We start from the raw sequence: 23,748 nt of genomic DNA, 5'->3' as shown, positions 1-23,748 counted from the left end.
TGGGATTTTGCACCATGCGCTCCGGCGCACCCGGAATGCCGATCAGGTTGCCGCGCGGAAACCGGTCCAGCTCACTGCTTTTCACCATGGTCGGGTCGACCGCGTGGCCGGTGATCAGCCGGGCGGAGGTCAAGTTGAGCACCGGGTGCAGGTCGTCCCCGACCCGGACATACAGCGCGGCGGTGGATCGGTCGGCGAGTACGGCGTTGGTACCCACCGTCCCGTTGGGCCGAATCAGGGAGAAAACAAAGCAACCCGCCAGGCCGGTGACCAAAAGGACGACGCCCATGGCCACCGCGCGCGACTGGGTGCGCAGCGGGTCGACCAGCATTCTGGTGTCGTGCAAGGCGATACCGGAGGCGATCCGGCGCATCACGAACCGCCAGCCAGTGAGCTGGACCGGTTTCCGCGCGGCAACCTGATCGGCATTCCGGGTGCGCCGGAGCGCATGGTGCAAAATCCCTCGCACGACGCGAATTGGACGGTGTGCGATGCGGTCAGTGAGCCGGCCCAGGGTGGGCATGCCGCCCACAGCACCGGCGTCACGGTGATCGCGGGCCGGCCGGACAGCAGCGGTGCGCGTGCCGCCTCGCTCGAGTCGCGACGGGCGATCCTCGCCGACAGGGACGGCAGCACCTGGCTGTTGTGGGACGGCAGGCGTTCTCAGATCAACTTGGCCGACCATGCGATCACGAACGCACTCGGGTTGGGGCAGGCGAACTCCGAGGTGCCCGCGCCCCGGCCGATCGCCCTGGGGTTGTTCAACGCGATACCCGAGGGCCCGCCACTGACCGCACCCGGCATCCCGAACGCCGGTGCCCCGGCGCCGTTCAGCGTGCCCGCACCGATCGGCGCCGTGGTGGTCTCCTACGCACTGGATCAAAGCTCTTCGGGTGCGCCGCGCTACTACGCGGTACTGCCCGACGGCCTGCAGCAGATCTCGCCGGTGCTCGCCGCGATCCTGCGGAACACCAATTCCTATGGGCTGGACCAACCGCCGCGGCTGGGTGCCGATGCGGTGGCCAAGCTGCCGGTGTCACGGATGCTGGACACCGCGCGTTATCCCGACCAACAGATCAGCCTGGTCGACGCGGCCAAATCCCCTGTCGCGTGCGCCTATTGGAGTAAGCCGGCCGGGGCCGCGACCAGCTCGCTGAACCTGCTGTCCGGCTCGGCCCTGCCGATCGCCGAATCGATCCGCACCGTCGACCTGGTGGGCGGCGGCGCCGCGACAACCGCCACCCGAGTCGCCGTGGCGCCGGGCACCGGCTACTTCACCCAGACCGTCGGTGGCGGACCGGACTCGCCCGGCACCGGTTCGTTGTTCTGGGTCTCTGACACCGGTGTCCGCTACGGCATCGACAACGAGGCCGAGCACTCGGCCGCTGGACACGGTAAAACGGTTGAGGCCCTTGGCCTTTCCGGTTCACCGGTGCCCATCCCGTGGTCGGTGCTGTCGCTGTTCGCCAATGGACCGACGCTATCGCGCGCCGACGCGCTGCTGGCACATGACGGGCTGACATCCGACCCGAAGCCCGGCCGCGTGGCATCTGCCGAGGGAGCCCCCCGATGAGCCGACTGATCTTCGAAGCGCGCCGCCGGCTGGCGCCACCGGTCACCCGCAAGGGCACCATCGCCATCGAGGCACCGCCAGAGTTGCCGCGGGTCATCCCGCCGTCTTTCCTGCGCCGGGCGATGCCCTACGTGCTGGTCATCCTGATCGTCGGGATGATCGTGGCGCTCTTCGCCACCGGGATGCGGTTGATCTCTCCGCAGACGCTGTTCTTCCCGTTCGTGCTGTTGCTGGCCGCCACCGCGATGTACCGCGGCAACGACAACAAGACCCGTACCGAGGAGGTCGACGCCGAACGCGCCGACTACCTGCGCTACCTGTCGGTGGTCCGGGACAACATCCGCACCCAGGCCACCGCGCAGCGTGCCGCCGCACAGTGGTCCCACCCGGAGCCCACCGTGCTGGCCAGTGTGCCGGGATCCCGCCGTCAGTGGGAGCGTGACCCGCACGATCCGGACTTCCTGGTGGTGCGGGCCGGCCGCCACCACGTGCCCCTGGCCACCGCCCTGCGGGTAAATGACACCGCCGACGAGATCGACCTGGAGCCGGTGTCGCACAGCGCATTACGTAGCCTGCTCGACACCCATCGCACCGTCCGCGACGTGCCGACCGGAATCGACCTGGCCAAGGTATCCCGGATCACCCTGTTGGGTGCCGAAGACGAGGCCCGGGCGGCGCTGCGCGCCTGGGTCGCTCAGGCGGTGACGTGGCACGACCCGACCGTGCTCGGGCTCGCGCTGGTCACCCCGGATCTGGAGAGCCCGGATTGGTCCTGGCTGAAGTGGTTGCCGCACATCGACGTTCCCGGTGAGCTGGACGGGCTCGGGCCCGCCCGGTTCATGTCGACCAACGCCGACGACCTGGTGGCGAGTCTGGGTTCGGCGCTGTTGGACCGTCCCGCGTTCACCGGCGAGCCCGCCGACGCGCTGCGTCACCTGCTGATCGTTATCGACGACCCCGACTTTGGCCTGAATGCATCGACGCTGGCGCTGGGCCGCGCCGGCGTCACCGTCGTGCACCGCAGTGCCACAGCGCCGAACCGCGAGCAGTATTCGGATCCGGAGAAGCCGATCCTGCGCGTTGCGAGCGGCGCCCTGCAACGCTGGCAGACTGGCGGCTGGCAGCCCTACATCGACAACGCCGACCAACTGGGCGCCGACGAGGCCGCGCATCTGGCACGCCAGTTGTCGAGGTGGGACTCCAACCCGACCCACACCGGGTTGCGTTCGGCAGCCACCCGCGGTGCCACATTCAGCACGATGCTCGGCATTCCGGACGCATCCCAATTGGACGTCCCCGCGCTGTGGGCGCCCCGGCGCCGCGAGGACGAACTGCGCGTTCCGATCGGGGTCACCGCAACCGGTGAGCCGCTGATGTTCGACCTCAAGGACGAAGCCGAGGGCGGCATGGGCCCGCACGGGCTGATGATCGGTATGACGGGCTCGGGTAAATCCCAAACCCTGATGTCAATCTTGTTGTCGCTGTTGACGACTCATTCGGCGGACCGGCTGATCGTCATCTACGCCGACTTCAAGGGTGAGGCCGGTGCCGACAGCTTCCGCAACTTCCCGCAAGTGGTGGCCGTCATCTCCAACATGGCCGAGAAGAAGTCGCTGGCCGACCGCTTCGCCGACACGCTGCGCGGCGAGGTGGCCCGCCGGGAGACGCTGCTCCGGGAAGCGGGCCGCCGGGTCCAGGGCAGCGCGTTCAACTCGGTGGTGGAGTACGAGGCCGCCATCGCGGCGGGGCACGACCTGCCGCCGATCCCGACGCTGTTCGTGGTCGCCGACGAGTTCACCCTGATGCTGGCCGACCATCCCGAATACGCGGAGCTGTTCGATTACGTTGCACGTAAAGGCCGCTCGTTCCGCATCCACATCCTGTTCGCGTCGCAGACCCTGGACGTCGGCAAGATCAAGGACATCGACAAGAACACCTCCTACCGCATCGGGTTGAAGGTGGCCAGTCCCAGTGTTTCCCGTCAGATCATCGGTGTGGAGGATGCCTACCACATCGAATCCGGCAAGGAGCACAAAGGCGTGGGCTTCTTGGTGCCCGCTCCGGGCGCCACCCCGATCAAGTTCCGCAGCACCTATGTGGACGGCATCTACGATCCACCGCAGAAGGCCAAATCCTTTGTGGTGCCATCTATCCCGGAGCCCAAGCTGTTCACGGCCGGGCGGGTCGAGCCGGATCAGGACACCGTGGTCACCGCGCCTGAGGAAGACGAAATGAGCGGGCCGCCGCGCAAGCTGATCGCCACCATCGGCGAGCAGCTGGCCGGTTACGGTCCGCGGGCGCCGCAGCTGTGGCTGCCGCCCCTGGATGAGCCGATCCCGTTGACTGCCACACTGGCCCGCGCCGGCGTGCCTCCCCGGCAATGGCAGTGGCCGCTCGGCGAGATCGACAAGCCGTTCGAGATGCGCCGCGACCCGCTGATCTTCGACGCCGCTTCGTCGGCCGGGAACATGGTCATCCACGGCGGTCCCAAATCGGGGAAGTCGACTGCGCTGCAGACCTTTATCCTGTCCGCGGCCAGCCTGCACTCGCCGCGCGAGGTCACCTTCTACTGCCTGGACTACGGCGGTGGCAAGCTGCGGGCGCTCGAAGACCTGGCGCACGTCGGCAGCGTGGCCTCGGGGCTGGAGCCCGAACGTATCCGGCGCACCTTCGGAGAGCTGGAGCAGCTGCTGCTGTCGCGGCAGCGGCGAGAAGCGTTCCGGGACAAGCATGGTGCGGCCCCCGATGACGGCTTCGGCGAGGTGTTCCTGGTCATCGACAACCTCTATGCGTTCGGGCGGGACAACACCGACCAGTTCAACACCCGAAACCCGTTGCTGGCCAAAGTCAGCGAATTGGTCAACATCGGCCTGGCGTACGGCATTCACGTCATAGTCACCACCCCGAGCTGGCTGGAAGTGCCGCTGGCCATGCGCGACGGCCTTGGGCTGCGGCTCGAGCTCAAGCTGCACGATCCACGGGACAGCAACGTGCGGGTGGTCGGTGCCCTGCGCCGCCCCGCCGAAGCGGTGCCACACGACCAGCCTGGTCGCGGATTGACCATGGCCGCAGAGCATTTCCTGTTCGCCGCACCAGAGCTCGACCAGGTGGCCGCACTCAACGCGCGTTACCCGGGTCTGACCGCGCCGCCGGTACGGCTGCTGCCGACCAACCTGGTGCCGGAAGAGGTCGGGTCGCTGTACCGCGGACCGGAGCAGGTCGTCATCGGTCAGCGCGAAGAAGACCTCGCGCCGGTGGTGGTCAACTTCGCCGAGAACCCGTTGCTGATGGTGTTCGGCGACAGCAAGTCTGGGAAGACCACGCTGCTGCGCCACCTCATCCGTACGGTGCGCGAGCACTCCACGCCCGATCAGGTGGCCTTCACGGTGCTGGATCGGCGGTTGCACCTTGTCGACGAGCCGTTGTTCGCCGACAACGAGTACACCGCCAACATCGATCGCATCATCCCGGCGATGCTGGGGCTGGCCAACCTCATCGAATCGCGCCGGCCACCGGCCGGCCTGTCGCCGGGGGAGTTGGCGCACTGGCGGTACGCGGGCCACACCCACTACCTGATCATCGACGACGTCGACCAGATACCAGATTCGCCGGCGATGAGCGGACCCTATGTGGGGCAGCGGCCGTGGACGCCGCTGATCGGACTGCTCTCGCAGGCAGCCGATTTGGGGCTGCGGGTGATCGTCACCGCACGCGCTACCGGCTCGGGGCACGCGTTGATGACCAACCCGCTGCTGCGCCGCTTCAACGACCTGCAGGCGACCACGTTGATGCTGGCCGGCAATCCGCAGGACAGCGGCAAGATCCGAGGTCAACGATTCGGCCGGTTGCCCGCCGGGCGGGCGATCCTGTTGGGCGACAGCGACGCACCGACCTATGTGCAATTGGTCAACCCGTTGGTTGCGGAGTCCGTGATCGAGGGCGGCAACGAAGGTTTCGCTCACTGATGTTGATGGAAGTTCGAGGAGAAGGACCAGGAAAGGAGTAACCATGACGTTGCGAGTGGTTCCCGAAGGTCTGGCCGCCACCAGTGCGGCTGTGGAGGCCCTGACGGCACGGCTGGCGGCCGCGCATGCGGCGGCGGCCCCGGCTATCACGGCGGTGGTGCCGCCGGCGGTCGATCCGGTATCGCTGCAAACGGCGGTCGGATTCAGCGCTCAAGGCCAGGAGCACGCCGCCGTGGCGGCCCAGGGTGTCGAAGAGCTGGGCCGCGCCGGGGTCGGTGTCGGTGAAGCCGGCACAAGTTATCTCGCGGGCGACACCGCGGCCGCTGCGACGTTCGGGATTGCGGGCGCCTGACGATGACCTCCCCCGTCGTGCCGATCTGGATGGCTTCGCCACCGGAGATGCATTCGGCATTGCTCAGCGCCGGTCCGGGGCCGGGGCCGCTGCTGGCGGCCGCCGGCGCGTGGACCTCGCTGAGCACCCAATACGCCACGGCGGCAGCCGAACTCAGTGCGCTGTTGGGGGAGGCGCAGGCGGGCTCCTGGGAGGGACCGAGCGCCGAGCAGTATGTGGCGGCCCACTTGCCGTACTTGGCGTGGCTGCAACAGGCCAGTGCCGACAGCGCGGGTGCGGCCGCCCAGCAAGAGATCGCGGCGGCGGCGTACACGGCCGCATTGGCGGCCATGCCGACGCTGGCGGAACTGGCCACCAACCACACCGTGCACGGGGTGCTGTTGGCAACGAATTTCTTCGGTATCAACACCATCCCGATTGCGGTCAACGAAGCCGACTATGTGCGGATGTGGGTCCAAGCGGCCACCACCATGGGCACCTATCAGGCCGTCTCGGGATCGGCCCTGGCCGCCGCGCCGCGCACCATGATGGCGCCGTCCATCGTGAATCCCGGCGGGGAGACCAACAATCTCGCGGCCAACACCGCACAGAACAGTGCTGAGGATTGGTGGCAGAACTTCATCCAGCAGCTGTCGAAGGCCTTGCAGGACTTCTTCCAGAACATCCAGCAGATGATGCAGAACTTCTTCTCGAATCTGCCGGCGTTCCTGGCCGCCAACGGACCGCTGCTGTTCTTCGTTGCCTACCAAGTGTTTTTCAACGCCGTCGGCTGGCCGACCTGGGGTGCGATCCTGACCGCGCCATTGCTCATCCCGCTGCTGCTGGGCATCGGCCTCAGCTCCTTGCTCACCACGCCCGTGGAGGTCGCGGATGCGGCCCCTGCGGCCCCCGCCGTGGTGGCCCCGGTCCTGACGTCGAACAAGCCGTCCATGATGCCCGCCGTCGCGCTGGCCCCGACGGTGCCGACGCCGGCTGGTGCCCCGGCCACCACCGTTGCCGCGAGTTCGGCCGCGCCCGCCGCGCCGGCGCCGGCGCCGGCCGCGGCCAACTTCGGCTACCTGATCGCCGTCGGCGGAGACCCGGAGGCAGGCGTCGGTCCCACCTTGGGTGGACGCGGTGGCGCCAAAGCGCCGGCGGCGACCATCCCGGCGGCCGGCGCTGCGGCGGCCCGCCGGGCCGAGTCTCGGGCGCGGCGCCGCCGGCGGGGCACACTGCATGACCACGCTGACGAGTTCGCGGACATGGACTCCGATTTCGGCGTTCCGCCGGATTACGGCAACGACGAGCAGCTGGCGGCGGCGGTCGCATCCGCCCAGGGCGCCGGGACGCTGGGGTTCGCCGGAACTGGGCAGCGGCAGAAGGCATTTCAGGCCGCCGGATTGACCAAACTGGCCGACGACGACTTCGGCAGCGGCCCACGCATGCCGATGGTGCCCGGCACGTGGGAGCAGGAAGCTGGTAACGGCTCGGGCCCAGCTGAACCGGGGAAAGGGGGGTAAGGCAGTCAGCCGAACGAAGGTGAATTACCGAAACCCCAACGGACGCAACAGAAAGGAATCAACATGAGTATGTTGGACGCTCACATTCCGCAGTTGGTAGCCGCACAGTCGGCGTTCAGCGCCAAGGCGGCGTTGATGCGCAGCACGATCAGCCAGGCAGAGCAGGAAGCGATGTCGGCACAGGCGTTCCACCAAGGCGAGTCCTCGGCCGCATTCCAGGCCGCGCACGCCCGGTTCGTCGAGGTCGCCGCACGGGTCAACACCCTGCTGGACATCGCTCAGGCCAACCTCGGGGACGCCGCCGGGACCTACGTGGCTGCGGATGCCGCCGCCGCGTCCGGTTACACCGCGTTCTGATCTCACAGCTAGCAACCGCGAAAGGACTTCTCATGTCGCAGATCATGTACAACTACCCGGCGATGTTGAGCCACGCCGCCGACATGTCGGGCTACGCCGGCACGATGCAGGGGCTCGGCGCCGATATCGCCAGCGAGCAGGCCACGTTGTCCAACGCCTGGCAGGGTGACACCGGTATGACCTACCAGGTGTGGCAGGCCCAGTGGAACCAGGCCATGGAAAGCCTGGTGCGCGCCTACCAGTCGATGGCCAGCACCCATGAGGCAAACACCATGTCCATGCTGGCCCGCGACCAGGCCGAAGCGGCCAAATGGGGCGGTTAGTTCGTGACTGATCGAACCTGATGGACCGAGCGCCCAACGCCGTCGAGCTGACGGTCGATCACGCGTGGTTCATCGCGGAAACGATTGGGGCGGGGAGCTTTCCCTGGGTGCTGGCCATCACCTCGCCCTATCGTGATGCCGCGGAACGCAGCGCGTTTCTCGACCGTCAGAAGGCTGAGCTGACCGAGCTCGGCCTGGTCTCTGACGGCGGAGTCATCAACCCAGCGGTCGCCGAGTGGATCAAGGTGGTGTGTTTCCCGGAGCGGTGGCTCGACCTGCGTTACGTCGGCCCCGCCAAGGACACCGCCGCTGGCGACGCCGCCGAGTTGCTGCGCGGCATCGTGGCGCAGCGCGGCGGTGTGGCCGGCAAACCGTCGATCACGGTGGTCGCGTTGCGCAGTGCGCAGCTGATCACGTTCACCGCCATGGACATCGATGACCCGCGGGCGCTGGTACCGGTCCTCACCGTCGGCCTCGCGCAGCGGCCACCGGCTCGGTTCGACGAGTTCAACATGCCGACCCGGGTCGGTGCCAGAGCCGACGAGCGACTGCGTTCGGGCGCTCCGCTCTCCGAAGTCCTTGATTACCTGGGTATTCCGCAATCGGCACGGCGGGTGGTGGAGTCAGTGTTCAACGGGCCGCGTAGCTACGTCGAGATCGTCGCCGGCTGCCACCGCGACGGCCGGCACGCCACCAGCGAGGTGGGGATGAGCATTGTCGACGCACGCGAGGGGCGGGTGCTGGTCAGTCCGTCCCGCGCCTTCGACGGCGAGTGGGTTTCGACATTCACGCCCGGAACTCCATTCGCGATCGCCGTCGCGATTGAACAGCTGACCGGCCTACTGCCAGACGCCGGATGGTTCTCCGAACACCGGTTAGCCCGAGATTTCTCCGTCCAACACTGACATGAAAGAAGAGAGCACGATGTTCCAGGAACGGCCACAACACGTTTCGAGGGTCCGGTGACGTCCGGAACCGTCATGCCGATCGTCCGCGTGGCAATCCTCGCGGACAGCAGGCTGACGGAAATGGCCTTGCCTGCCGAGCTGCCGCTGCGCGAAATATTGCCCGCTGTCCAGCGTTTGGTGGTCCCCGCGACCGGTAACGGAGACTCGGAAGACGGCGCTACCTCGCGAGGCGCCGCCGAGGTCGGTGCTGCGACCCAACTGAGCCTGGCACCCATCGGTGGTGCGCCGTTCAGCCTGGACGCCAGCCTGGACACTGTCGGAGTTGTCGACGGCGACCTGCTGGCGCTGCAACCGGTACCGGTCGGTCCGGCCGCGCCCGGCATCGTGGAGGACATCGCCGATGCCGCCATGATTTTCTCCACCTCGCGGATCAAGCCTTGGGGCGCGACGCATATCCAGCGGGGCGCACTGGCCGCGGCGGTGGCGGTGGCCTTCCTGGCGACCGGACTGTCGGTCACCTATCGGGTGGCCACCGGCGCGCTGGCGGGGCTGGTGGCGGTCGGTGTGGTCGCGGCGTTGACCGCGATCGTCGGCTTGCTGGTCACGGCGCGCTCGCCGCGCACCGGAATGGTGCTCTCGATCGCCGCGCTGGTTCCCATCGCCGCCGCGCTGGCGTTGGCGGTGCCGGGTGAATTCGGCCCGGCTCAATTGACCCTTGCCGCAGCCGGTGTCACCGCATGGTCGCTGATCGTCTTGATGGCGCCCAGCGCTGAACGTGAGCGCATCGCCGGCTTCTTCACCGCGACCGCGGTGGTGGGTGCCGGAGTGTTGTTGGCCGCCGGCGCCGAATTGCTGTGGCACCCCACGCCGATTGCCATCGGCTGCGGGCTGATCGTGGCGGCCCTGCTGGTCACCATCGAGGCGGCGCAACTGTCGGCACTGTGGGCGCGCTTCCCGTTACCGGTCATCCCGGCGCCCGGGGATCCCACCCCGTCGGCGCCGTCGCTACAGGTGCTCGAAGACCTGCCGCGCCGAGTCCGGATCAGTGATGCACACCAAAGTGGATTCATCGCTGCCGCAGTGCTGCTCAGCGTGCTGGGCTCGGTGGCGATCGGCCTGCGGCCCGAGACGCTCAGCGTCGCGGCGTGGTACGTGCTGGCGGCCACCGCGGCGACGTCCGTGCTGCGCGCGCGGATTTGGGACTCGGCCGCGTGCAAGGCGTGGCTGCTCGCTCAGCCTTATCTGGCTGCCGGCGTGCTGCTGGTGCTCTACACCTCGACCGGACGCTACGCCGCCGCCCTGGGCGCGGTGCTGGTGCTCTTGGTGCTCGTGTCGGTGTGGATCGTGGTGGCGCTGAACCCGGGTATCGCTGCGCCGGAAAGCTATTCGCTGCCGGTGCGCCGGCTGGTTGGCTTTGTCGCGACCGGCCTCGACGCGTCACTCATCCCCGTCATGGCCTTCGTGGTCGGTCTGTTCAGCTGGGTGCTCAATCGATGATTCGGCCGGCATCAGCCTGCTTCGCAGCGACATTGGCCTTGTTGCCGGCCGCCGCGACGTGGACGAGTCCGCCGGCATCCGCGATCAGCCCGCCGACGGTCGATCCCGGCGTCCCGCCGCCCAACGGGGCGCCGGGGCCCGGGCAGCCGATGGAGCAGCGCGGACCCTGCAGCACCTCGGGAGTCGTTCCCGGCAGCGATCCGGGCGCCATCACGCCCAGCCAGTCGGTACTGAATCTCCCTGCGGCATGGCAGTTTTCGCGGGGCGAGGGACAGCTGGTGGCAGTGCTGGACACCGGGGTGCGCCCGGGCCCGCGGTTACCCAACGTCGAAGCCGGCGGTGACTTCGTCGAGACCACCGACGGCCTGACCGACTGCGACGGGCACGGCACGCTGGTGGCCGGGATCATCGCCGGCCAACCGTCGGCCGACGACGGCTTCTCCGGTGTGGCGCCCGCGGCGCGGGTGGTGTCGCTTCGGACGACGTCGGCCAAGTTCTCGCCACGGACGCCGGGCGGCGATCCGTTGATGGCGCGGGTATCGGCCGAAGTGTCGACGCTCGCCCGCGCGATTGTGCATGCGGCCGACCTGGGTGCCCGGGTGATCAACGTCGGCTCGGCCACCTGCCTGCCGGTGAACCGGCCCGTCGACCAGGCCGCGCTTGGTGCCGCCGTCCGCTACGCGGCGGTGGATAAGGACGCGGTGATCGTGGCCGGGGCGGGCGACAGCGGGCCCACCGGATCATTCGCCGGCGGCACGTCGTGTGAATCCAATCCGCTCACCGACCTGAGCCGACCGAACGATCCGCGAAATTGGGGCGGCGTCACCTCGGTATCCATCCCGTCCTGGTGGCAGCCTTACGTGCTGTCGGTGGCGTCGCTGACGCCGGACGGCCAAGCGTCGAAATTCACCGTGGCGGGGCCGTGGCTGGGAGTCGCCGCGCCCGGTGAACGGATCGTGTCGATCGGCAACGCCGATGGCGGTGGGCTGGTCAATGGACTGCCCGACGAGCATCAGCAACTCGCTGCCCTCAGCGGCACCGGTTACGCGGCGGGCTATGTGGCCGGCGTCGCCGCGCTGGTCCGCAGCAAATATCCCGACCTGCCCGCCGCGGCGGTGCTGCATCGCATCACCGCAACCGCCCACAACGGCGCTCGCGACCCGTCCGACGTGGTCGGCGCCGGCAGCGTGGACCCGGTGGCGGCGTTGACCTGGCAACTGCCCACCGAGAATCAGCCCGGTGCGGCGGCATCGAAGCCGGTCGCCGTGCCGCCGGCACCAGCACCCAAGGACACCAAACCGCGGACCGTCGCGGTCGCCGGCACCGCCGCGCTGGCCGTGCTGGTCGCAGTGGCCGGCGCGGTCACCGCAATCGCCGCACGCCGACGAAAGGACCCCACCCCGTGAGCAAGCATCGGATACCGACTCCCGGGAGCGGTCGAATCACGTTGGCGCTGCTGGCCGTTGTGCCCGCCGTGATGGCCTACCCGTGGCGAACACCGCGCGACTACTGGCTGATCGGCATCGCCGCCGCCGTCGTGATCGTGTTGTTCGGCTGGTGGGGTGGTCTATATTTCACCACCATCGTGCGTCGCCGCGCGGCGATCATCGGGCGCGGCAATGGCGTCCCCGCGAACACTTCGGAGGCGGCGACAACCGCCCTGGTTCGGGTCGGCGCGCCGGAGGGCGACTCCGATGTCCTTCCGCTTCCGCTGCTCGCGAGCTACCTGGACCGCTACGGCATCCGGGCGGACAAGATCCGGATCACCAGCCGCGACAACACCGCCGACGCGTCGAGACGCGAAACCTGGATCGGGCTCACCGTTTCGGCTCCCGCCAATCTGGCTGCGCTGCAGGCCCGCTCACCGCGAATCCCGTTGCGGGAGACCGCGCAGGTCGCGGCGCGCCGGCTGGCCGACCATCTCCGCGAGATCGGGTGGGAAGCCGCTACCGTCGCGGCCGACGATGTTCCTCGGCTGTTGACGTCCAACCCACGTGAGAAGTGGCGCGGCGTGCAGCGCGGCGCTTCGGATTACCTTGCCGCATACCAAATCCAGGCGGATGACGCGCTGCCGGAGACCTTGGCGGCGATCCGGTCGTATTCGGCGCGCGAAACCTGTACCGCGCTGGAGATCGCCGGTGACAAGAACCAGCCCACCGTCGCGGTGGCCTGTGCGTTCCAGACCGAGACCCATCCAGACGGCAAGGCGCCGCTGGACGGACTGACTCCGCAGCGTGGCAATCACCTGCCCGCGCTGACGGCGCTGGACCTGCTGTCCACCCGGCGGCTCGACGGACACACCGCCGCGCCAGCGGAGCTGCTCTCCCAGCTACGTTGGCCCACCCTGGTCGGCGGAGCGCACCGGGCCTCGGTGGGCGAAACCGGCCGGGGCGCTCATACCGCCGACACCGTCGAGGTGGTCAGAACATAACCTGCTGCAGGAACGCGGTCATTCGGCGCAGGTAGTCCAGCTGGCTCACGTGCATCACGTGACTGCCCGGAAACCAGTGCAGCGCACACTCATCCCAGTGTCGCCATAGCTTGACGGCGTGCTCTGGTGGCGCCATCCGATCGCCGAGCCCGGTGATGATCATCCGGCGGTCCCGCGGCACCAGCGGCTGGTAATTGAGCGGACAGTGGTAGGCCAACCCTGCGGCAAGGTCGTCGGGGCTGATGTCGGAGAGGCGAAGGCCCAGCCGAACCAGCATGTTGGCCGGGAACCATTCGTCGAACAACGTCGCCGGGGTGACGACCGGACAGTTGGGAATCACCGCCTCGAGCCGGTCGTCGACCGAGGCCACCAGCGCGGAGGTGTATCCGCCCAGCGAGATGCCGGTGAGCGCGATGCGGTCCACCCCGGTGTGGCGCAGATAGTCGATGATGGAACGGAAGTCGTGCACCGCCTGGGCCATGGCCTCGGCGAAACCGCTGAGACCGCCGGCGAAATAGCCGAAACCGCTGAAGGGGGAGTACTTTTCGGCCCGCTTGCCGTGAAAGGGCAACGTGTACATCAGAACGTCGTAGCCGGACCGGTAGTACCAGGGCAATGCGAAGAACCGTCCGTTGGCCAGGTACGACGAGCCCATGAAGCCGTGGATGACGCACAGGGTAGGGCGTGGTCCGTCGTCGTGGCGCCAATGTTGGGCGCGGACAGTGTTATTAGACCGCCAGGCGCTCCACTGCTTGCGCATGGCGGGGTTGATGGCGGTGAAGCTGCTGGGAAATGCGATGTTGTCGACCGTGCCGTGCGCGATCCACTCCGCCAGCGAACTGGCGCGACGCGAGGTCACCTGGGGCGTTTCGGTCGGTGGGGGAAAGGACAGCGTCGGGTTTTTCGCCGCCCCCAATTCGGTGTAGAAATCGAGATTGCCGCGTTCGGTGCCGGCATCGGCTTGCCGCAGGGTGCCGGCGACCACGAACGGCGCCACGGTCGTGGTGAGCAGTGCGGCCACCCAGGTGCGCAGGGCCAGATCGCCGAAGGCCGATGCCTCGACTACCATTCGCTGACGGGGCGACAACGCCGAATGGGGGGGTAATCCGCCGGCGCCGGCCGGCAGATCGGCGCCGGAAACGTCCGGGACGGGGATGGGCGGGTCGATCGGATCTGAGTCGGGCGCCACGACCGCTGATGGTAGCCCGACACGCTTGCTTTTCCTGGGCGTTGGGCCGGTTTGCTGCATAGCGGCGTTGTCCGGCACCACTCGGCCGGTGTTGGCGCACCATAGGGGTTATACGGTTTGCTTCGGCCGACCAGCGGCAGCGCGAGGATCAGGAGGACCGACATGTGGGATCCGGACGTCTACCTCGCCTTTGCCGACCATCGCGCCCGCCCCTTCTATGACCTGCTGTCGCGGGTGGGAGCCGATCGGGCGCGCCGTGTCGTCGATCTCGGTTGCGGGCCCGGTCACCTGACGAAGTATCTGGGCCGGCGCTGGCCCGACGCGGTGATCGAGGCGGTGGACAGCTCGCCGGAGATGGTGGCCGCCGCCAAGGAGCGCGGCATCGACGCCGTCACCGGGGACCTGCGCGACTGGAAGCCGAAACCCGACACCGACGTGGTGGTCAGCAACGCGGCCTTGCATTGGGTGCCCGAGCATGCCGACCTGCTACTGCGGTGGGCGGGACAACTGGCATCCGGCTCATGGATAGGCGTTCAGATGCCGGGCAACTTCGAGTCGCCGTCCTACGCCGCGGTGCGAGCGCTGGCCCGCCGGGAGCCGTATGCGAAGTTGCTGCGCGACATACCATTTCGGGTAGGGGCGGTGGTTCAGCCACCGATGCACTACGCTAATCTGCTGCTCGACGCGGGCTGCAAGGTCGATGTCTGGGAGACCACGTATCTGCACCAGCTGACCGGCGAGCATCCGGTGCTGGAATGGATCACCGGCACGGCGCTGGTACCAGTGCGCGAGCGGCTCGATGACCAGACCTGGGAGCAATTCCGCGAGGAGCTGATCCCGCTGCTGCAGGACGCCTACCCACCCCGATCCGACGGTGCGACGATCTTCCCGTTCCGGCGGGTGTTCATCATCGCCGAGGTGGGTGGCGCAAGCCGCTCAGCTGGGTAGCCCCGGCGTGGCGGCGACGACTTTGCGTCATGCTGACCGCAACTAGCGCTGCGAGGGTTTGCCTTCCTCGATGCCGCGGTCGGCGGCGATGCCCGATCGGGGGGTGGGCTTGGCGTGATGGATCCGCAAATACGTTTCGGTGTAACGCGCGGAGATCCGGGTGCCGGCGAACTCGGAGGGGATGACGTCTCCGGTGCGCTGGCGCCAATCATGGAGTTGCACAGCAAGATTGGATGCGACCTCGTCTGCTTCCGCGCCGTCGGCGGCCAGCAAGTTGGTGGTCTCGGTGGGGTCGCTGCGCAGGTCGTAGAGTTCACGCTCGGGCCGCGACGCTTTGACCAACGGCGCGACCGCCTGCCCGGACGGGCTTTCCTTGATGTCCCATGGCAGATCCAACAGCGGCCGGGGCACGTAATTCTCGATGTAGCTGTAGTCCTTGGTGCGAATCGCCCGAATCGGATCGAACGAGTCGTGGTAGGTCTTCATGGTGTACACGTGATCGCGCACCGGGGCGGCTTGCGGATCCGGCTCCAGCAGAACAGCCGCGTGGGAGACACCGTCGACATCGGCTGGGGCGTCAATTCCCAACAGCCCCAACAAGGTCGGGACCAAGTCGACCGCGCTGAACAGCTCGTCGTAGACGCGGGGCGCCGCCCTCCGGTTGGTGGGCGGCCGGATAATCATTCCGATGCCGGTTCCGGCGTCGTACAGCGTGGATTTGGCCCGGGGAAACGCCGGGCCGTGATCGGTGAAGAACACCACCCAGGTGGTGGCGTCCAAGCCGGTGTCGGCCAGCGCGTCCAGTAGTCGCCCGACCGCGGCGTCCGCAGTGCTGATGGCGCCGTAGAAGTCGGCGAGGTCGCCGCGCACCTCGGGGGTGTCGGGCAAGTAGTCGGGCAGATGTACATCGGCGCGCTCAGCCGGTGTGTAGCGGTCCCGCGGATACGGCCGATGCGTTTCGAAGAAGCCAGCGGTCAACAAAAAGGGTTGGCCGACAAGTCCTTCAGCGTTTTGACGCAACCACTCGTCGGCCTTTTCGGCCACGTAGTCGCAATAGGAGTTCGACACGTCGAACTCGTCGAAGCCCAACCGCTTCGGATACGACGTCTCATGCTGCATACCGAATAATGCGGAGTACCAGCCTGATTCAGACAAAATCTGGGGGAGGGTCCGGATGCCGTCGCGGTATTCCCAGCCGTGGTGGGCCAGGCCGATCAGGCCGTTGTTCTGCGGGTAGCGGCCGGTGAACAGCGAACCGCGCGACGGCGAGCACAGCGGCGCGGTGGCGTGCGCGCGGGTGAACAGAATGCCCTCGGCGGCAAGGCGGTCCAGACGCGGGCTGGACACGTCCGGGTGGCCGTAGGCGCCCAGATAGCGCCCCAGATCGTGCCAGTGCACGATCAGCACGTTGTCCTGAAATCCCGTGTTCTGTTTTTGGTCCGCTATGTCGCCCGGCGTCAATTGCGTCACCTCTCACATTGCCTTGCGACCGGCGACGTTACCGCAACTTTCCTTGACGTTTGCTGAGTGCCGACGCGTCAGGGCACCGGCAGTTGACCCCATCGGTTCTCGCAGACAAACTCCGACAACGGGCGCCCCACCGCCCAACCGTCCAGTTCCAGTGCCGGGCGGTCGGGGAATTCGGGCACCGGTCCCAGGCACAGGATGGCCACCGGTTCGGCGCCGGGCGGTATGCCCAGCAGCGAGGCCAACCGGTGCGGATCGAACAGCGACACCCAGCCCATGCCGAGACCTTCGGACCGGGCGGCCAGCCACATGTTCTGGATCGCGCACGACACCGACGCCAGGTCCATCTGCGGTAACGTTCGCCGGCCGAAGACGTGCGCGTCGCGGCCGTCGCCCAGCGCGACCACGAAAAGCTCCGCGCACTCGAGGATGCCCTCCACCTTGAGTGCCAGAAATTCGTCGGCCCGCTCGCCCAGTGCGGCGGCGGTGCGCGGGCGTTCCTCGTCCACCAGGGCGTGAATGCGACGCCGCAGCGAGACGTCGGTGATCCGGATGAAGCGCCACGGCTGCATCAGGCCCACGCTGGGCGCCGCGTGCGCGGCCTGCAGCAGGCGCGCCAGCACGGTCTCGTCCACCACCGCGCCCGGAACGAATCGGCGCATGTCACGGCGTTCGGAGATGACGCGATAGACGGCGCGGCGCTCCTGTGGGCTGAATGCGTCCCCGGTCACGTCACTCATCGTAGAAAATCCGCGTTAGCGTGGATCGTGCCAAGCCCTGCGGGCCTGGTGAAACCCCAGCAAGGGAGCGTCTCGTGAAGCCTTCCGATGTACTCGACCAGCTGGCCGCCGACCCTGCTGCCGGCCGCGGTTACGGCGAGCCCTATCAGACCCCGGACGGCACCACCGTCATCGTGGTGGCCAAACCGCCGGGGGTGTTCGCCATCCGCAACGGGCAGGCAACTTGGACGCCGGCCGTGGACACGGGCCGGGTGGCGCTGATCGGGGTGATCACCGGTCTGCTGGCCGCGGTGATCGGCAGCCTGGCGGTGCTGCGGCAGCCGCCCTGGCCGCGCATCACGATCAGGGACTATAGGTAACCCCGACAGCGCGGAACACATATTCCGGTGGCATGTCGAAGGCCAGCGAATGCCGGGGCAGGGCGCTGAGTACGTCGGCCGGAATGGCGACCTTGTAGTGCAGCGACAGCTCGCCGCTGAACTTCTCGTCCACCCCGGCCACGTCGACATCTACCTGCAGGCCGGTTGACGAGATCTGCACCTGCGCCGCGCCGGTCTGGAGATCGTTCCAGCGCACGTTGACGGTCGGGCCGGCCAGCCGGGGCAGCATGGACAGCGTCGCCAGTACCCGCTCCGAGGTGAAGGCGAGCGAACCCGTGTAGCTGGCGACGCTGTGCGGCAATCGCACGCCCGGGATGGTGCCTTTGAACCGCCGGGTCACGGCGACGTAATCGGCGAGGTAGATGAGGCCTTCCGACTCGACCTGGGCATGCAGCTCGTCGGGCAGCTTGCCGATGCCGAACAACCTACGGACAAAGACGGCCATATCGACAGTATGACCGCGGGAAGGAGTCCGTGGGGGGGCCGCAAGGTGATCCCGGACGCGTCCCTTGTCGCCGGGTGTGGCGGGTCGCCCCCGTGTCATGGCAGCCCTGCTGGTATCGGTTGGTTATGACTCGCCCGAGGACGCCGGTGGCCGTGTGCATCGCCGTATCGGCGGCCGCGGTATACGCGGTGATGTGGGCCGGCTACCTGCGGCACTGGACTTGGCTGCATCGGATGGATTGGTCGTTGTTGAACGCGGCCCGTGACATCGCGCTCAAACACCCGCTGTGGCTTCGGTTTTGGGAAGGAGTGTCGTATGTGCTGGGTCCTGGCCCGATGGCCGCGCTCGGCATTGCGGTGACGGTGTTAGCGCTGGTGATGCGTAATCTGCGGGCCGCGCTGGTGCTTGCCTTCGGGTGTGGGCCGCTCAACGAGTTCGCCACCGCGGGGGCCAAGGCCCTGGTCGACCGTCCGCGCCCGGCGACCATGCTGGTAGCCGCTCCGTCCACCTCATTTCCGTCCGGGCATGCGCTAGAGGCGATGGCCGCCCTGCTCGCCATAATGTGGGTGTTCTCCGCGGTGATGAGCCGGTTGGTCCGCCGACTTGCTGTCGTCGTGGCGGCGGTGTCGGTGCTGGCGGTCGGCGTCTCCCGGGTGGCGCTGAACGTCCACTATCCGTCCGACGTGCTGGCCGGATGGTCGCTGGGATATCTGTATTTCCTGTTGTGTCTCTTGGTTTTTCGGCCCTGGCTCACGCGACCCGTCATCGCACAGCGGGCGACCGAATCGGCTGCGGTGTGCTAACCGCGCTGTCGCGACGGACATTTGGTCACGGCGCGGTGACCTAACCGGGGCTGAAGCTTGACTTGACCCTGATGACGTGCGGGATTGACGATGGAGTGCATGCACCGACTGCTCGCTTCACTGTGCGCCGCTGCGTGCGTACTTTTCGGCTCGGTGGTGCTGGCGCCGATCAGCGCCGCGGCCGGCGCCCCCTGGTTTGCGAACGCCGTCGGCAATGCGACGCAGGTGGTTTCGGTGGTGAGCACCGGCGGTTCGAACGCGACCATGGAAATCTTCCAGCGCACCGGCACCGGTTGGCAGTCGCTGAGGTCCGGCATCCCCACCCATGTCGGTTCGGCGGGCATGGCGCCGGAGGCCAAGAGCGGTGTTCCGGCGACGCCGATGGGCGCGTACAGCCTCGACTCCGCGTTCGGCACGGCGCCGAATCCCGGTACCGGCCTGCCCTACACCCAGGTCGCCGGCCCCAATTACTGGTGGAGCGGTGACGACCACAGTCCCACGTTCAACTCGATGCAGGTGTGCCAGAAAGCGCAGTGCCCGTTCAACACGGCAGACAGTGAAAATCTGCAGATCCCGCAGTACAAGCACGCGGTGGTGATGGGCGTCAACAAAAACAAGACCCCGGGCGGGGGTGCGGCGTTCTTCTTCCACACCACCGACGGGAAGCCCACCGAGGGCTGCGTGGCGGTCGACGACGCTCAGCTGGTGTCGATCATGAAATGGCTGCGGCCCGGCGCGGTCATCGCCATCACCAAGTAGCGCTTCAGTCCAACGCGCGGCCGGGTGTCACCTTGAAATCGAGGCCCGTCAACGACATTGTCGCCTCGTAGGTCCGGTCGTACCCGGTGGCGGCGATCTTCCAGCCGTCCTCGGTGCGCCGGTAGGTGTCCCGGTAGAAGGCCGCGCCAATCAACATGAAGTTGAAGTCGGAGACGATCACCCGGTCCTGCAGGTACCAGACGCCCGAGGCCTCGTCGCCCGTCACGGTGATCTCCGGGTGAGTCACCCGGTGCTCGGTAATCACCGCCGGCCCAAGCGATTTGCGCATGAAGTTGACCAGGTCGACCCGATTGGTGAAACGGTGCTCCTCGCCCACCGACGAGCCGTAGTCGCCAATCACGTCATCGGCCAAGGTGTCGGCGAAGTCGTCCCACCGCTTGGTGTCCAGAGCGCGCAGATACCGGTATTTGACTTGCTTGATCGCTTCGATATCAGCGAGATCGTCGAGGGTCATCAGGTCATTGCAGCACACGGGTGACCATGTCGACGAGGGCGCGTCGTTCCAGGCCCCAATCGATTGCGGTCCCGGTGACCATCTGCACCAGCACCACACCCCGCAAGGTGGCCCAAATGACCTCGGCCACACCGGCATGCGCGGGATCGGTGGTGATCAATCGGCCGAGCTGGCCGATCGCGGAATTCATTTCGAGCAGGTGGCGCCGCGAGGACGGGTCGGGCCCGCCGCGGGTGGCCCGAAGGATTTCGAAGGCGGCCATCGAGGTGGGGCTGCTGTAGCAGCTCCAGGCGGTGTCGACGACGACCTCGATGCGCTCGCGCAGCGGCAACTCGCTGACATCGGCAGACGACAGGCTGTCCACCAACCTGGCCACCCCATCGTCCACCACGGCCATCAACAGTCCATTGCGATCGCCGAAGTGGTACTGGATGACCCCCCAGGTGACGCCCGCGCGTTCGGCCACGTGCTTGGCGGTGGCCGCGGAAAACCCCTCCTCCACGATGCAGCGCACCGTCTCATCGATGATCTTCGCCCGGGTGTCATCGCCGCGCTTGCGCGGCGCGGTGGTTCGCCGGGTGGGACCAACCGGGCGATCGGGCGTCTGGCCAGCGACGACGGACATTGTTGACTTTATAACATAGTCGAGTCTATTTTTGGGGCGTGAGCAGCCCCTCGCGATACGCCAAACTGTCCCGTGACGAGCTGGCCATCCTGGTTCCCGAACTGCTGCTGATCGGGCAGTTGATCGACCGATCCGGGATGGCTTGGTGCATTTCATCGTTCGGTCGAGACGAGATGGTCCAGATCGCCATCGAGGAGTGGGCGGGGGCCAGCCCGATCTACACCAAGCGCATGCAGCGCGCGCTGAATTACCAGGGCGACGACGTACCCACCATCTTCAAGGGTCTGCAGCTCGATATTGGCGCCCCACCGCAATTCATGGATTTCCGCTACACCGTCCACGACCGGTGGCATGGCGAATTCCGTCTCGACCACTGCGGTGCCCTGCTCGACGTGGAGCCGATGGGCGAGCAGTACGTCTTCGGCATGTGTCACACCATCGAAGATCCGACGTTCGACGCCACCGCGATCGCGACCAACGCGCGCGCCCAGGTGCGGCCCATCCACCGCCCGCCGCGAACGCCGGCCGACCGGCATCCGCACTGCGCGTGGACCGTCATCATCGACGAGTCCTACCCCGAAGCGCAGAGCATCCCGGCGCTAGACATTGTCAGCCAAACCCGGGCTGCGACATGGGAACTCGACCCCATTGATCGCTCCGACGAGGGGCAGGCGGATTACTCGGGGCCGTTGCTGTCCGATTTCGACTTCGCCGCCTACTCGCATTCGGCGCTGGTCCGGATGGCCGATGAGGTGTGCCTGCAGATGCACCTGCTGTACCTGTCGTTCGCGATCGCCGTGGGCGCCCGCGCGGCCAGCGAGGACGAGGCCCGAAGCGTGTGCACCCGCGGCCTGACCGGTATCGCGGGCGTGGCCGCCGAACGCATCCACCGCGCGCTCAAACTTCCGGGCGGGGTCGACGGCGTGCGCCGCGTCCTCGAACTACATCCGCTGCTGAACCCGGTGGACTACGTTGTCGCCGAGACGGAGTCGAGCCGCCTGCACGTCCACCCGTCCCCGGCGCACGACGACGGTTCGTGGATCTCGTTGTGCTCGCCGGACTCGGTGCAGCCGCTGCAGGCGATCGCCACCGCGGTGGAACCGCACATCGAGGTTCGAGTTAGCGGAACGGCCACCGACTGGACCGCGGAGTTGGTTGAAACCGACACTCCCACCGAGGAACTGCCTGAGGTTTCGGTGGTCAGAGTCAGTGGCGGATCGACGTTCCAATTCGAGCCCAGGCGTTCGCTGCCGCTGACGGTCTTGTAACACAAGGCTTTTTGTCAAGGGGTTTTCGGTACCGCTTCGGTGACGCAACCGCATCGAGCGGATACCAATGACATTGCGAAGCATCGGCTTTCCGCGTGTCCACGGCTATCGTTAACGCTGGCCACCGACCCCTATAGACGAGGTTTTCGCTCTATGTACGACCCACTCGGGTTGTCGATCGGGACCACGAACCTGGTCGCTGCGCGTAATGGAAGCCCACCGGTTACCCGCCGGTCTGTGCTGACCCTTTACCCGCACTGTGCACCGAAAGTCGGTGCACCCGAAGAGAACCCGTATCTAGTCGAGCCCGGCGTACCGATGAAGGGCTTTATCGAGCGCATCGGTGATTCTGTCGCGCTAGTGTCACCCGACGGTTCCGCGCACGACCCGGAGCTCCTGACGGTGGAGGCGCTGGACGCGATGGTGCTCGCCGCCGGCGCGGATGCCGCGTGCTCGGAGATCTCCATCGCCGTTCCCGCGCATTGGAAACCCACGACGGTGCAGGCGTTGCGGGATGCGCTGAGAACGCACTTGGGTTTCGTGCGAAGCGGAATGGCGCCGCGGCTGGTCTCGGACGCGATCGCGTCGCTGACCGCGGTGAAGTCCGAGCTCGGCCTGCCGGACGAGGGCGTGGTGGGGGTGCTCGACTTCGGCGGTAGCGGCACGTCGGCAACGTTGGTGAATGTCGCGGGAGACTTTGAACTCGTCAGCGCCACAATGCGTTATGCAGCACTGTCCGGTGACGAGATCGATCAGGAGTTGCAGCTGCGTGCCTTCGACGAGCTGGGCCGCGGTAGCGGCCTCGACCCGGCCAGCACGGCAGCTGTCGGGCAGCTCAGCGAACTCGGGGAACAATGCCGCGCGGCCAAGGAGCGACTTTCGACCGAGATGACCACCGATATCGCCGCGGTGCTCGGCGGGCGCAGTTGCAGCCTGACGCTTACCCAAGACGACTTGGAAGAGCTGATTCAGGATCGGCTGACCGGCTTCATCTATGCCTTCGACGACATGCTGGTGCGCTACCGGATGAGCTGGTCTGACCTCGCAGCGGTGGTGACAGTCGGTGGCGGCGCGCGCATTCCGCTTGTCACCGAACGACTTTCGATACATGGCCGGATGCCGATCCTGACGCCGTCGCAACCGGTGCTTGCCGCGGCCAGCGGTGCGCTGATCCTGGCCTCTCGTGGCGGCGAATTGGACCTGCGCACTCGTACGTCGATCGGGTTGCTTGCTTCGGCCGACGCCTCCGGCGATGTCGTCGATCTGGGGGCCGGCGATGTTCTGGTGATCGATGACGAAGCGCTGACCGATCGTGAATTGGCTTGGTCGCAGACCGAATACCCCGGCGACCTGCGGATGCGGTTCGGTGGGGAGACCTACGACGAAGACGGTCCGGCCGGCTGGTCGATGCGGCTCAACGTCATCGAACCGCCGCGGGAGCGCGGGTCGTGGCGGCGCCTACGGTTCTCCCAGTTGATCGTCGGGATGTCGGCGGTGGTCGCGATGACGGCGATCGGCGGGGTGGCCTACACGCTGACCGGGATAGAAAACCGCCAGGCCCCGCCCGCGCCCTCGGTGGCGCCCGTGCCGGCGCCGCCCGCCAACTCCGTGGCGCCGCGTCCGGTCGCACCGCCACCCACCGCGGTGCCGCCGCCCCCGCCGCCCAGTGCGCAACCCACCGTCTGCGCCAGCGCCGCGGCGGCGGCAGCGGTGCGACCAGCATCACACCGTCCAGGTCGTGGGC

Annotated in this window: 22 protein-coding genes and 1 pseudogene; 16 read left to right on the top strand and 7 right to left on the bottom strand. The window is 67.3% G+C overall.

Annotation, left to right across the window (positions count from 1 at the left end):
- The coding region (gene eccB / locus A5625_RS21105; RefSeq protein WP_369830032.1) for a type VII secretion protein EccB at positions 1-346 on the bottom strand (346 nt) is incomplete at its 3' end.
- Between the two features lie 39 nt (positions 347-385).
- Here eccB (A5625_RS21105) and eccB (A5625_RS21100) point away from each other — a divergent pair.
- The 10 genes and pseudogenes from eccB (A5625_RS21100) to eccE all read left to right on the top strand — a co-directional run.
- A pseudogene (gene eccB, locus A5625_RS21100) lies at positions 386-1,573 on the top strand (type VII secretion protein EccB); the annotation flags it as partial.
- Positions 1,570-5,538: a type VII secretion protein EccCa gene (eccCa, locus tag A5625_RS21095; protein WP_066998471.1), complete on the top strand. Its 3,969-nt coding sequence runs from the start codon at positions 1,570-1,572 to the stop codon at positions 5,536-5,538. The pseudogene eccB (A5625_RS21100) and the gene eccCa, both read left to right, overlap by 4 nt.
- Before the next feature lie 43 nt (positions 5,539-5,581).
- Positions 5,582-5,890, top strand: a complete 309-nt coding sequence (locus tag A5625_RS21090; protein WP_066998461.1) for a PE family protein — start codon at positions 5,582-5,584, stop codon at positions 5,888-5,890.
- A 2-nt stretch (positions 5,891-5,892) separates the two neighbouring features.
- On the top strand, positions 5,893-7,389 hold the full coding sequence (locus A5625_RS21085; protein WP_066998459.1) for a PPE family protein: 1,497 nt from the start codon (positions 5,893-5,895) through the stop codon (positions 7,387-7,389).
- A gap of 63 nt (positions 7,390-7,452) precedes the next feature.
- Positions 7,453-7,746, top strand: a complete 294-nt coding sequence (gene esxG / locus A5625_RS21080; protein ID WP_007768837.1) for a type VII secretion system protein EsxG — start codon at positions 7,453-7,455, stop codon at positions 7,744-7,746.
- A 32-nt stretch (positions 7,747-7,778) separates the two neighbouring features.
- The gene (locus A5625_RS21075; RefSeq protein WP_066998456.1) at positions 7,779-8,069 is read left to right on the top strand and encodes a WXG100 family type VII secretion target; all 291 of its coding nucleotides are present in this window, start codon (positions 7,779-7,781) and stop codon (positions 8,067-8,069) included.
- 20 nt (positions 8,070-8,089) lie between these two features.
- Complete coding sequence (locus tag A5625_RS21070; protein WP_066998452.1) at positions 8,090-8,974, top strand: ESX secretion-associated protein EspG; 885 nt, start codon at positions 8,090-8,092, stop codon at positions 8,972-8,974.
- Between the two features lie 75 nt (positions 8,975-9,049).
- Positions 9,050-10,474: a type VII secretion integral membrane protein EccD gene (gene eccD / locus A5625_RS21065; RefSeq protein WP_156748422.1), complete on the top strand. Its 1,425-nt coding sequence runs from the start codon at positions 9,050-9,052 to the stop codon at positions 10,472-10,474.
- The gene (gene mycP, locus A5625_RS21060; RefSeq protein WP_066998447.1) at positions 10,471-11,880 is read left to right on the top strand and encodes a type VII secretion-associated serine protease mycosin; all 1,410 of its coding nucleotides are present in this window, start codon (positions 10,471-10,473) and stop codon (positions 11,878-11,880) included. Before eccD ends, mycP begins: the two co-directional genes overlap by 4 nt.
- Positions 11,877-12,905: a type VII secretion protein EccE gene (gene eccE, locus A5625_RS21055; RefSeq protein WP_066998445.1), complete on the top strand. Its 1,029-nt coding sequence runs from the start codon at positions 11,877-11,879 to the stop codon at positions 12,903-12,905. The genes mycP and eccE overlap by 4 nt, the downstream gene beginning before the upstream one ends.
- Here the strand turns inward: eccE and A5625_RS21050 are convergent.
- Positions 12,895-14,094, bottom strand: coding sequence for a S9 family peptidase (locus A5625_RS21050; protein WP_066998443.1), 1,200 nt, complete (start codon positions 14,092-14,094; stop codon positions 12,895-12,897). The genes eccE and A5625_RS21050 overlap by 11 nt on opposite strands.
- Positions 14,095-14,256: 162 nt before the next feature.
- Here A5625_RS21050 and A5625_RS21045 point away from each other — a divergent pair, with 162 nt between their 5' ends.
- A complete protein-coding gene (locus tag A5625_RS21045) occupies positions 14,257-15,042 on the top strand; it encodes a trans-aconitate 2-methyltransferase (RefSeq protein ID WP_066998441.1) in 786 nt (261 codons plus the stop codon).
- 42 nt (positions 15,043-15,084) lie between these two features.
- Here the strand turns inward: A5625_RS21045 and A5625_RS21040 are convergent, their stop codons facing one another.
- Positions 15,085-16,512 carry a sulfatase gene (locus tag A5625_RS21040; protein WP_066998439.1) on the bottom strand — a complete coding sequence of 476 codons (1,428 nt, stop codon included), beginning with the start codon at positions 16,510-16,512 and terminating at the stop codon, positions 15,085-15,087.
- Between the two features lie 68 nt (positions 16,513-16,580).
- Positions 16,581-17,249, bottom strand: coding sequence for a 5,6-dimethylbenzimidazole synthase (gene bluB, locus A5625_RS21035; RefSeq protein ID WP_066998431.1), 669 nt, complete (start codon positions 17,247-17,249; stop codon positions 16,581-16,583).
- A gap of 74 nt (positions 17,250-17,323) precedes the next feature.
- Between bluB and A5625_RS21030 the strand changes: the two genes are divergently transcribed.
- Positions 17,324-17,608: a hypothetical protein gene (locus A5625_RS21030; RefSeq protein WP_066998428.1), complete on the top strand. Its 285-nt coding sequence runs from the start codon at positions 17,324-17,326 to the stop codon at positions 17,606-17,608.
- Here the strand turns inward: A5625_RS21030 and A5625_RS21025 are convergent.
- Positions 17,592-18,074, bottom strand: a complete 483-nt coding sequence (locus tag A5625_RS21025; RefSeq protein WP_066998423.1) for a hypothetical protein — start codon at positions 18,072-18,074, stop codon at positions 17,592-17,594. The two genes, A5625_RS21030 and A5625_RS21025, sit on opposite strands and share 17 nt — an antisense overlap.
- A 125-nt stretch (positions 18,075-18,199) precedes the next feature.
- On the opposite strand from A5625_RS21025, the gene A5625_RS21020 reads away from it, so the two are divergent.
- Together A5625_RS21020 and A5625_RS21015 are read left to right on the top strand one after the other, a co-directional pair.
- Positions 18,200-18,877, top strand: coding sequence for a phosphatase PAP2 family protein (locus A5625_RS21020; RefSeq protein WP_066998421.1), 678 nt, complete (start codon positions 18,200-18,202; stop codon positions 18,875-18,877).
- 99 nt (positions 18,878-18,976) lie between these two features.
- A complete protein-coding gene (locus A5625_RS21015) occupies positions 18,977-19,636 on the top strand; it encodes a L,D-transpeptidase (protein WP_066998477.1) in 660 nt (219 codons plus the stop codon).
- Between the two features lie 4 nt (positions 19,637-19,640).
- Here A5625_RS21015 and A5625_RS21010 read toward each other — a convergent pair whose 3' ends face one another.
- Together A5625_RS21010 and A5625_RS21005 are read right to left on the bottom strand one after the other, a co-directional pair.
- Entirely contained in the window at positions 19,641-20,111 is a 471-nt protein-coding gene (locus tag A5625_RS21010) for a nuclear transport factor 2 family protein (protein WP_369830031.1), read from the bottom strand.
- 4 nt (positions 20,112-20,115) lie between these two features.
- Entirely contained in the window at positions 20,116-20,736 is a 621-nt protein-coding gene (locus A5625_RS21005) for a TetR/AcrR family transcriptional regulator (RefSeq protein WP_066998415.1), read from the bottom strand.
- 38 nt (positions 20,737-20,774) lie between these two features.
- On the opposite strand from A5625_RS21005, the gene A5625_RS21000 reads away from it, so the two are divergent.
- Both A5625_RS21000 and A5625_RS20995 read left to right on the top strand, forming a co-directional pair.
- Positions 20,775-22,004: a hypothetical protein gene (locus A5625_RS21000; RefSeq protein WP_066998412.1), complete on the top strand. Its 1,230-nt coding sequence runs from the start codon at positions 20,775-20,777 to the stop codon at positions 22,002-22,004.
- A 153-nt stretch (positions 22,005-22,157) separates the two neighbouring features.
- Positions 22,158-23,748, top strand: a 1,591-nt coding sequence (locus A5625_RS20995) for an Hsp70 family protein (protein WP_197516174.1), incomplete at its 3' end; no start/stop codon positions are given.

Source organism: Mycobacterium sp. 1465703.0 (assembly GCF_001672975.1).
Taxonomy (GTDB): Bacteria; Actinomycetota; Actinomycetes; order Mycobacteriales; family Mycobacteriaceae; genus Mycobacterium.
The sequence above is the reverse complement of the archived record's forward strand: the minus strand, read 5'-3'. Positions and strand labels throughout refer to the sequence as shown.